An 11,134-nucleotide genomic window follows, 5' to 3' on the forward strand; every position below is an offset into this window, starting at 1 on the left:
TCAAAGTTCACTTTTTCAAAAATAGAGATGCCCGACTGTTACCAATAAATTTAAGTTAATTACGCCTTTTATCTGAACTGAAAAATGATAAAAAATTATTTAAAAACAGCATTCCGAAATCTCAAGAAGAATAAGGGATTTTCCGTGATCAATATTCTTGGATTGGCGATTGGTATGGCGGCAGCAATATTGATTATGTTATGGGTGAAAAGCGAAATGACATACGATCGCTTTTATCCTAAAACCGATAAATTGTATATAGTCGGCAATAAGGCCATTTGGAGCGACAAACTGGAAGTTTGGTTTACAACTCCGAATATCATGGCCCCAGCTATAAAAACAGAATTTCCCGAGGTTAAAAGCGTCACTAGAGTAAGCTCTTCAGATAATTTTCTATTCACAGTGGGGGAAAAGAAAATAAACGCGGGCGCGGGAGTATTTGCTGATTCTACGTTCATGGAGATGTTTACCCTCCCTTTAGTAGCTGGAAACGGCGAAAAAGCATTGCATGGACCTGCTAGTATTATTTTAACAGAGTCGTTCGCACAGGACCTCTTCGAAACCAACGACGTTGTAGGAAAATCCATCAAAGTGGACAGTGTGGACGTCTTTACGGTTTCCGCAGTGGTGTCGGATATGGCCAATAATACGTTCCTAAATAAAACGAAATACATCCTTCCTTGGGCATACTATGAAAAGATTGGAAGGGCTGACAATAATTGGAATAACAATTCCGTTACAACCTACATCGAAGTTGAGCCGAACACAGATATTGAAAATCTTAAACAAAACTTTAAAGGACTAACAAAACGTCATACAGAATCCACCCAAGAGAATCTTATCAAGCCTATATCTGAGACATGGTTATATGGTAAATATGAAAACGGTCAAGTAGTAGGCGGCAGAATTGAGATGGTACGCATATTTATATTAATTGCTGCATTCATTCTTCTGATCGCCTGTATTAATTTTATGAATATTAGTACCGCTCAAAGTGAAAAAAGAGCTAAAGAAGTCGGTGTCAGAAAGGTCGTAGGAGCGAAGAAGCTATCGTTAATTACTCAATTCTTAGCCGAATCAATATTGATGGCATTTATCTCGGGAATATTAGCTGTTTTGATTGTTCTGGTTAGTTTGCCTGCTTATTGTCATCTTGTTAATCGGAGCCTATCTATAGAATTTGATAATATTTACCTTTGGAGCTCCTTAATTGGTTTTATTCTTACAACGGGATTTTTAGCAGGAAGTTATCCTGCGTTATTTCTTTCTTCGTTTCAACCGATAAGAGTTTTAAAAGGAACGTCGCATCAACCCTCAGGAAAAACAGGTATCCGCAAAATATTAGTTATCACGCAATTTGTCATTGCTGTATCACTCATCGTCAGCACATTGGTGATTCGGAAGCAAATTAAACATGCCCAAGACCGTGAGGTCGGATATAATAAGGAAAGATTAATATATATATCGGATGTTGGTGAGATATCAAAGAAACACAATGCCATTAAACAGTCTTTAATAAACAACGGAATTGCGAGTTCTGTAACCAGAACCATGTCTCCTCTAACTAAAAATTACAGTAGCGGAAACGGCTTTGACTGGGAGGGAAGACCACTAGATAATACCACATTGTTCAACAGAGCGACGGCTGACGACAAAATTGTAGCGACGGCTGGTTTTAACTTAGTCGCCGGCAGAGATTTTGATTTACAAAAATTCCCAACGGATTCATCAGCTTGTATTTTAAATGAGACCGCAGCGAAAATAATGGGGTTTGAAAACCCTATAGGTCAAGTAGTCAAAGATATGGGCCGAAATTGGCATATCATTGGAATAATTAAGGACTTTGTGCAACAATCGCCATTTGACCCTATTAATCCGCTAGTTATTGAGGGGGCAAACGGTTTATGGACAAGTACGACACACATCAAATTCAATTCTAATTTAAGCACAAGTGAGGCGTTAGCAAGGATCGAACAAGTCTATAAGGAATTTAACCCTGAATATCCTTTTGATTACAAATTTATCGATGAGGAATATGCGCTCAAATTTGATGAATCTCAGAAAACAGGCACACTAGCAAGCTTGTTTGCAGGACTTACCATCTTTATCTCTTGTCTAGGATTATTTGGATTAGCAGCATTTATGGCAGAAAGCCGAACGAAAGAAATTGGGGTTCGAAAAGTTCTTGGCGCCTCTGTGTTTTCCGTCACCAAAATGCTTTCAAAAGAATTCATCGTGCTAGTGGGAACTTCTTGCTTAATCGCATTTCCTTTTGCCTATTGGGCAATGAGTGAATACTTATCAAATTATACTTATCGAATAAGTATAAGCTGGGAAATATTCGCCTTCACTGCAGTATTAGCCGTTGCGATCACAATAATAACAGTAAGTTATCAATCGATACGAGCTGCCTTGGCTAATCCAGTAGACAGTTTGAGAGATGAATGAAGGCATCATAGTTAGGCTACGAGAGATTTCGTTTGTTCAATTCCGAACAAAACCGTTCGAAATCGAACACATTAGTTCAAGAAAATACACCCTAAAATACTAATAATTAAATAAATATAATAACGGCAAACGTCTTGTATCTTAATAATTCAAGTTATATTTTGTAAACATTTATCATTTCCTAATCAATGAAAAGAATTAACCTGATTTTCCGAAGACTTTGGCGAAATAGACTGTTTGCCTTTTTAAACATACTTGGTTTAGCAATAGGTATAAGCGCATGCTGGATCGTTTTTAGAATAGTAAACTATGAGTTTAGCTATGACAAAGGGCATCCCGATAAAGATAAGATCTTTAGGCTTTATAGTGTATCAGAAAGAGACGGACAATCAAATATGTTCGATGGAGTTCATATTCCTGTTGCTAGCTATATAAAAGAAAATATTGCTGATGTGGAACTGGTGGCACCTATCTACAACTATTACTTTAACAAAATACAAGCACAAGGCCAACAAGATAATGAGAAACAAATAACCAATCATGAGCAAATTATAGGAACATATAAAGATTATTTTCAAATGGTTCCCTATAAATGGTTAGTAGGAAATAAGGAATATGTGTTTAGAACACCCCATGAAGTGGTATTGACGGAGTCAAGAGCAAAACTTTACTTTCCAGATTTAAGTCTACAAAATATATTAGGCAAAACTGTATTCTATGACTCTGTTGGCTATACGATTTCCGGCGTCATTAAAGATCTCGAAAAAACAAGTAGTTTTACCGCCAAAGAATTTATGCCTCTCTCAAAAGAAGATCTCAAAAGTGAGAATTGGGCCGGTATGACCTCGAACCATAAACTGTTTGTAAAACTGAACAGCAAAACGGCCGGGCAGAATTTAATTTCTCTGCTAAGCAAAAAGGTTAACGAAATGAATAGCGAACTGAATGCGAAATATAATGTCAGGTCGGGATTTGGACTGACTGCTTTAGATGACCTTCATTTTGAAAGACACATCCACGGTAGCGTAGATAAAAAAATATTGTATGGCTTGATTGGAATAGGCTCTTTCTTGCTTCTATTAGCATGCATCAACTACATAAATTTAAGTACTGCGCAAGTTCCATTCCGTGCAAAAGAAATCGGTATTCGTAAAACGTTAGGCGAACAACCAACAAATGTTTTAATAAGCTTTTTGACCGAAACCTTTATTATCTCTTGCTTCGCTTTGCTAGCATCTTGGCCCTTAATTCGCCTCTTTGAAAAATTTTTCAATAGTTACTTACCATCCGGTATTGACAATTATTCTGATACCATCCCTGTGGCTATATTCTTAACTCTCTTATTAACTGTACTTACTCTAGCTAGCAGCTTTTATCCAGCTTATTTGATTAATAAAGTTCAAATCGCTGAGGTTATCAAAATGAAAAGTACGGGCAAGCTAAAGTTGGGAAGTATTCCATTGAGAAAAACACTGATCATTTTTCAGTTCGTGATTGCTCAAATATTTGTTATTTCAACAGTGCTCATGGGCTTTCAAATACAATTTATGCTAAACAAAGATCTCGGCTTTAATCATAATGGCATCATTACGTTGGATCTACCTTATATACCGGACAGAAAAACAGATAATAGTCCAGAATTACTAAAAGAAGCACTAGGCAAATACAAGGAAATACAATCCGTCTCTCTTGGACACAAACCAATGAGTGGCGAATATTTTGGAAACTCTATTTCCATGGCCACAGATACCGGGGTTGTTAATATTCAATCTGCTATAAAATTTGGAGATGATAGATACTTAGATCTATATAATTTCAAATTGTTATCGGGAAGAAACTTGGCCCTTATTGACAGTTCGTCCGGCATAATCCTAACGAGAACTGCAATTGAAACGCTCGGCATAAAAACTCCTGAAGATGCTATTGGTCAAACACTTACCGTGGGTGAAAAAACAAGAGCTATCGTGGGGGTTATCAGTGACTTTAACAATATGACGTTACATAACGGATTCGAAGCGTTATCGATATTGACCTCAGACAAAAGAGATGATTTAAGAGTGATAAATATTAAGCTCTCTCGCAACACAGACGAATGGAAACAGGCGATTTTTAATATTGAAAACGAGTGGAGAAAAATATATCCGAAGAATGTCATTGAATACAGGTTTTTCGACGATCAGATGAAAGAGCTTTATGAAAGTGATTATCGTTTTTCAAATATTATCAACCTGTCATCTGGAATTACCATTTTACTAAGTTGCCTTGGTCTGATAGGTTTGGTGACCATCAACATTCACCAACGAACTAAAGAGATCGGGATTCGCAAAGTTTTGGGCAGTTCAGTAAGCAAAGTTGTTCGATTGCTTTCTTCTGAATATTTAAAACTAATATTTATCTCGATTTTAATTGCCTCACCTATCGCATGGTGGGGGATAAATAAATGGCTTATAAGTTTCGCTTTTAGAATTGAATTGAGCTGGTGGATGTTTGCAATTCCTGCGGTTGCAACCTTAATAATCGCATTCTTGACGATGTTCTATCACTCGTTTAAAGCTGCAAAAGCGAATCCGGTGGACAGTTTGAGGGACGAATAATAATCTTTTAACTTTTTAAGACAGATATATGTTTCAATTACAGTTTAAAAATAGCATTAACGATTTCAAAAGGGAACAAACTATTAACATTTCTCAATATTCTTCGGCGGGCCCATGGCATCAACTCATGTGTGTTACCAAAGAATTTTGTTTAAAGAATTGAAATAACCGGAGTTCCTTTGGCCCGGCAGGATTGCTCTCCATATAACCACCGAGATGATTTAATAAAAAAATTACTATAAATAAAAATACGATGCAAACTAGATCAATTGGTATAATATCCTTACTCAGAAAGCATTTTGACAATTCTCATCGATAAAACAAGAACTATGATAAAATTAGAACATATATTCAAATGGTACAATGTTGGTGGAACAAGATCGTTTGTCTTAAAAGACATCAATTTAGAAATAACCGAGGGTGACTTTGTTTCAATCATGGGCCCATCGGGCTCAGGAAAATCAACATTATTAAATGTAATTGGAATGCTAGATGCTCCGGATGAGGGAAATTATTTCTTCCTTGATGAGGATGTATTAAAAATTAAGTCAAAAAACAGGTCTCAATTATTTCAATCTAATATTGGATACGTCTTTCAGTCCTACCACCTTATTGATGAATTAACCGTTTATGAGAACATCGAAACGCCATTGATCTATAAAAAACACTCTTCCTCGGAACGCAAGAGCATCGTTTCGGATCTTTTAGATCGTTTTAATATTGTGGGAAAAAAAGATTTATTCCCGTCTCAATTGTCCGGTGGACAACAACAAGTGGTCGGCATCGCGCGCGCGTTAGCCGGTTCTCCAAGATTGTTACTAGCAGATGAACCAACTGGTAATCTAAACTCCAAACAGGGAGAAGAAATCATGGAACTTTTCAAACAATTAAACGAGGACGGCGTAACAATAATTCAGGTGACACACTCTGAAAAAAATGCTGAATATGGCCATCATGTCCTGAATATGCTAGATGGACAGATAAAATGATTGTTGCCAATAGAGATAAATAGTTGGTAGAATGCCTAGAAAGTATCGTGCCGTTTTCAAACAGCTTTGGTCGGGAAATAAAAAGGACAAGATTGCATTAGCTTTTTGGTTGATCGGGGCAAAAAATATAGAAGAATACCATTGCTTATAGAAATTTCAAATCATTTAGATAAGCTAATCTATATTTAAAACTTTTCCGACTTTCAGCTGTTGGTTTGTTACATCAGATTATGAACTATGAACAAGACTTTTTATATTTTACCGACATTGATATTCTTCTTTTGCTGTTCCAACACCTCGCAGCAGGATAATTCCAATAAAGTGAATGTTCCGGGTACACTTCAAGAGACGGCTACCGACGTCTCTTCCCAAGTGTCGCTTCCGGATAGCGCACAAGCTTTTATTCAACAACATTTCGAATCCGCCGAATTACAATATGTGAAAGAAAAAAAATCACCAAAAGCCGAAGGAACGTTTTATGAAGTAAGACTGAAAAACGATATTGAAATCGATTTCGGAAGAGCTGGGAATTGGATAGAGGTCAAGGCTGAAGGGGCACATCCAATACCTACAGCATTCTTTCCTCAACAAATTCAGACCTATTTGAAAAGTAACTATTCCAATGTTGATGTCGAAAGTATCGATAAAACTAAAAACGGATATGAACTAGAATTAACGAATGATATCAAAGTATATTTTGGGTTAGATGGCGTGTTCCTAAAGCAGAAAAATTAGTCTATTTAGTGCATACCGAAGCTTTTGTTAAACGAAGGAGAGTCGGTATGCACAAGATCGATCTAACGGAAATACATTGATCGGCCCTGCTATAACATTGGCGCGATGCGTCGCTTTCAAGGATTTCCGGTTAATGCTGTGTTGAAACAACTATAACGCATCTTTTAAATTATTGATGTACCCAACGCTTAAAATATATCAAGCGACGCATATAGCCAATAGATAAAGGAGGGTCTGTTTAGTTTATAAACCCCTTAATAGTTGTAGTTATAACATCCCAATCGTTAGGATTCAGTTCATGCCCTGTACCTTCCAATGCCAAAAGTCGAGAGTTTTTAATTTCCGACAACAGCTTGTCAGTGTGGGCGAAATGCCAAATTTTATCGTCTGTGCCATGAATAATCAAAGTAGGAGCTTCAATTTCATTCACTCTATTATAGTAGGCGTCTCCACCTTCCAATAACGAATGATTAAACATACTGCGATAGTTGGCTGCCCTGCGAAATTCTTCCTTGATTCGTTTTTCTTCTCTCAAATAATCTACCGGTTTACGGCCTGCCATAAGCTTCGCGCTGTGCAGCATATAGGTAACAACTGCCTGTTCGTCATCCCAGTCTAGAAGAGCGGCTCCGGCCTGAAAGTCAATTATACTACTATCCATCTCAGGGACGGTAGGATCGGGTGTTCCCCATATCCCCGAAGAAAGAACGATCAGCGAATTAACCCTTTCGGGGTTTCTTATTGCTATGATCTGCGCAAGTAGCCCCCCCAAAGAAATTCCCATTATGTTAACTTTCTTTATTGAGTAGGTGTTCAAAATATTAATAGCATCATCCACGAGGTCCATAATGTCATAACCTGCGGAACCTGGACTATAAGTCGTCGATTTACCTACATCACGATTATCATAGCGGATAACGAAAAATTTCTCGTCGGCCAATTTATTGCAAAACCGATCATCCCAATACAACATGGACACAGTAGCTCCCGCGATTAATAAAATAGCTGGATTGTTAGGATTGCCAAAATATTCGGTGTAAATAGAAACGTCGCCTTTGTTTACTATTTTCTCATTGTGAGGTTTCATATCGCTGTTCATTAAAAATAAATAAAAATTGCTGTCTTCACACCAAAATTACATTCTAATAACAACTTAAAATTGTACATTTTCGACATCTAGTCTTTGACAAATAAAGATTGTTCATCGCTAAGAAAGAGAGAAGGGGGATCTCCGGTAAATTCTTTGTAGTCCCTAATCATATGCGCTTGGTCGAAATATCCGGAAAATAGGGCAACGTCAGTTAATGAGAGTTGTCCAGAGTAGCAGTTTGCAATGCTGCTCTCAAAACGAACAATTCTCGAAAAATATTTGGGAGAAAACCCTGTCAGTCTTTTAAATATACGCTCAAATTGCCGTTGAGATAATGATTGCATATCCAGAAGTTCCGGCAACTTTATGTTTCCTTTTTTCGATATCAGATATTGGATAGTTTCGACCGTGATTGTTGTATTCAATGGCAGGGTATACATCTTGTTCTCTAAATAGCATGTAATAACTTCCACTCTTTCCTGAATACATTTACAATTCAGAATTCGTTCCTCTAAAACAGATCCTTCTTTCCCCAAAAACTCGGATATTTCAATGTTGCAATTGGTAATTTCATTCGCAGGAATGTTAAATAACAAAGAGATGGCATAGGGTTTAAAATAAACACCAAAAATTCCGACCCGCTGGCAAGAAGATAACCGGTAAAAAGAATTCGTTTGCATTTGAAATCCACTGGCGAACAATTCGCGGTACTGCCCATCATTTGCAACGGTTATTCCCGGAACATATTGAAACGCCAATTTAGGATTTACTGATGCCACGGAGGCATGATCGTGTAACGCCGCTTTCGAAAAATCACCCTCAAAATTCCAGAAGAATTCAACAAGATGCATAATGCTCGATTTAGGATAAATTTTTTCGTAGTCCACGTTTATTCTTTTAAACTTAAGTTACAGAACATAAGAATTGTCATTAAGATTCTATGTCTCTTGCCCCAACTATATAACTAAGATCCCGTTTCAGTGCTGAACAGGATAATATTTGGACACTTCTGATGTCCAAGAACAGAAGACACCATAAATAAACTCCCCAAAAGTAAGCCTGCATTCGAACCAATGTTGACTTGTTTCATAGGCATAACAGATTTCCAGTTGAGTTAGCTAAAGCTCAGTTTACTAAAATACGCATAGCTTTTTGAAGTTGCATATTTTTTCAACCGTCATATATTATTATAGCCGTTTGCAAACCACAGGAAACTTAGCAAGTTTCGGATTTTCTACCTCCCCGTACTTTTCAATCTTTGTATCAGAATCTTAAAAATATAAAACAATGCAAAAATTCACTGATATGGACGCGCTGATAACAGGCGGAACAAATGGAATAGGGCTTGCAACCGCTCAACAGTTTATACAAGAAGGTGGTCGGGTAATTATCACAGGACGGACCGAAAAGACTGTAAATAATGCGGTAGAACAATTAGGGAGAAACGCGATCGGCATAGTGTCAGATGCGGGCAGTACAAAAGACGTAATGCTTTTGCAAAAAAAAGTGAAGGAGCACACAGACAAAATAGACTTGCTTTTCGTCAATGCGGGATATGGAAAATTTGCACCCATCGAATATGCTGACGAGGCACATTTTGACGAATTATTCAACATGTTGGTCAAAGGAACGTTCTTTACCGTGCAACAAACCCTACCGTTAATGAAAAATGGCAGTTCAATTGTTCTTAATACATCGGTAGTTACAGAGATGGCGATTGAAAATTTCTCAGTTTATTCTGCGGCCAAATCTGCTGTACAATCGTTTATCAAAACGTTTGCAGCAGAATGCACTGCAAAAGGAATTCGCGTGAACGGAGTAAGCCCAGGATACATCAAGACCAACGGCTTTAATAATACGGGCTTAGACCATTCTCAAATTGAAGCGGCTATAAAAACTATTATCCCTACAATACCGTTTAAGCGATTTGGTGAACCTTCCGAAGTAGCGTCGGCGGTAATTTTCCTTGCCTCTAAAGAAGCCTCATATATTCACGGAACAGAACTAAAAGTAGACGCAGGAATTTCTATTATACGATGACATCAAAGATAGAAAATATTGATTGGCGAAGCGTAACCGAACTAATGCATGCAAACGGTTATGTCATCATTCCTAACCTATTAACGGGTGAGCAATGCGAAATATTAAAAGCCCAATACAATAATCCCGACATCTATAGAAAAACGGTTGTGATGGAACGTTACCGTTTTGGTTTAGGTGAGTACAAGTATTTTAATTATCCTTTACCAGATATCGTTCAAGAGATCAGAACGACCGTCTACCGATACCTTGCTCCCATTGCGAACGCTTGGTTTAAGGCTTTGAATATTTCTCATCAGTTTCCATTGGAACACGCCGAACTGTTGCGATTATGCCATGCAAATAATCAGCAAAAAGCGACAGCTTTAATACTAAAATACGAAAAAGGTGGGTATAATACGTTGCATCAGGATTTATATGGCGAGATCTATTTCCCTATTCAAACGGTATTGTTTCTAAATGAACCGGACAAGGATTACACGGGCGGCGAATTTGTGCTAACACAGCAAACGCCAAGGGCACAATCGAAGGCTATCGTGTTAAAACCAAGAAAAGGTGATATGCTCATATTTACTACGAACTTCAGGCCTATCAAAGGAACCAAGGGATATTATAGGGTGAATATGAAGCACGGGGTGAGCGAAGTACATCGTGGAGAACGCTTTACCATAGGTGTAATTTTTCATGATGCTATTGATTAAAAATCTATACCACCTGGAGGATATGGGGGTCTTTTACTGCGAACGTCTCGAATACGTGATTAGTTTAAAAATTGATAGATTGATTCCGATGTGTAATCCGTCTTCTACGCTAATCTGCCCAACATTTACCGAGTTGGGCAGAATTTTTAATGTGTGAACCTGTGCGAGCGATAAGTACAGCCGCTTTACTCAATTACCTGCGAACCAATTTCTTTATAGTAGTCGCTATTTCTTCAGCAAAAATATCGTAACCGCTGGATATCAAGTGTATACCGTCCCGGGAATAGTACTGTTGATTTAATGTTCCATTTTCGTCATTCATAATAAAGCGATCTTTTAAGTTCTCACAAATTATCCTACTCTCGTCCGACATGTGCTTTTGAATCAGCACATGCACCTGTTTGTATTTCAATCTGTAAGCGCTATTTTCTGTCATCCCCGCCGGCAATGGCCCTAGTAAAACAAGTTTGGTATGGGGCATCGAATCTCTAATCCACTGAGCTATGCGTCCTATTCCTGTTGCGATTTCTTCGGGTG

Annotated in this window: 9 protein-coding genes; 6 read left to right on the forward strand and 3 right to left on the reverse strand. The window is 37.8% G+C overall.

The features are described 5' to 3' along the window. The first annotated feature begins 84 nt into the window (after positions 1 to 84). The 4 genes from HP439_RS06645 (at position 85) to HP439_RS06660 (ending at position 6,766) form a co-directional block, all read left to right on the forward strand. Entirely contained in the window at positions 85 to 2,448 is a 2,364-nt protein-coding gene (locus tag HP439_RS06645) for an ABC transporter permease (RefSeq protein ID WP_172389560.1), read from the forward strand. Positions 2,449 to 2,636: 188 nt separating this feature from the next. After that, complete coding sequence (locus HP439_RS06650; RefSeq protein ID WP_172389561.1) at positions 2,637 to 5,042, forward strand: ABC transporter permease; 2,406 nt, start codon at positions 2,637 to 2,639, stop codon at positions 5,040 to 5,042. A gap of 329 nt (positions 5,043 to 5,371) precedes the next feature. Beyond that, complete coding sequence (locus HP439_RS06655) at positions 5,372 to 6,031, forward strand: ABC transporter ATP-binding protein (protein WP_172389562.1); 660 nt, start codon at positions 5,372 to 5,374, stop codon at positions 6,029 to 6,031. Positions 6,032 to 6,268: 237 nt separating this feature from the next. After that, positions 6,269 to 6,766, forward strand: coding sequence for a PepSY-like domain-containing protein (locus HP439_RS06660; RefSeq protein ID WP_172389563.1), 498 nt, complete (start codon positions 6,269 to 6,271; stop codon positions 6,764 to 6,766). A 238-nt stretch (positions 6,767 to 7,004) separates the two neighbouring features. On the opposite strand, the gene estT is transcribed toward HP439_RS06660, so the two are convergent. Next, the gene (estT, locus tag HP439_RS06665) at positions 7,005 to 7,853 is read right to left on the reverse strand and encodes a macrolide hydrolase EstT (RefSeq protein ID WP_216657784.1); all 849 of its coding nucleotides are present in this window, start codon (positions 7,851 to 7,853) and stop codon (positions 7,005 to 7,007) included. 89 nt (positions 7,854 to 7,942) lie between these two features. After that, positions 7,943 to 8,743 (reverse strand): helix-turn-helix domain-containing protein, encoded by an 801-nt coding sequence (locus HP439_RS19645; RefSeq protein WP_172389565.1) that lies wholly within the window; start codon positions 8,741 to 8,743, stop codon positions 7,943 to 7,945. A gap of 400 nt (positions 8,744 to 9,143) precedes the next feature. Here HP439_RS19645 and HP439_RS06675 point away from each other — a divergent pair, with 400 nt between their 5' ends. Both HP439_RS06675 and HP439_RS06680 read left to right on the forward strand, forming a co-directional pair. Continuing rightward, entirely contained in the window at positions 9,144 to 9,896 is a 753-nt protein-coding gene (locus HP439_RS06675) for an SDR family oxidoreductase (protein ID WP_172389566.1), read from the forward strand. Beyond that, the gene (locus HP439_RS06680) at positions 9,893 to 10,597 is read left to right on the forward strand and encodes a 2OG-Fe(II) oxygenase (RefSeq protein ID WP_172389567.1); all 705 of its coding nucleotides are present in this window, start codon (positions 9,893 to 9,895) and stop codon (positions 10,595 to 10,597) included. The genes HP439_RS06675 and HP439_RS06680 overlap by 4 nt, the downstream gene beginning before the upstream one ends. A gap of 193 nt (positions 10,598 to 10,790) precedes the next feature. Here HP439_RS06680 and HP439_RS06685 read toward each other — a convergent pair. Further along, a partial coding sequence (locus HP439_RS06685; RefSeq protein WP_216657785.1) for an SGNH/GDSL hydrolase family protein occupies positions 10,791 to 11,134 on the reverse strand: 344 nt, incomplete at its 5' end.

It is taken from the genome of Sphingobacterium shayense (assembly GCF_013179575.1).
Taxonomy (GTDB): domain Bacteria; phylum Bacteroidota; class Bacteroidia; order Sphingobacteriales; family Sphingobacteriaceae; genus Sphingobacterium; species Sphingobacterium shayense.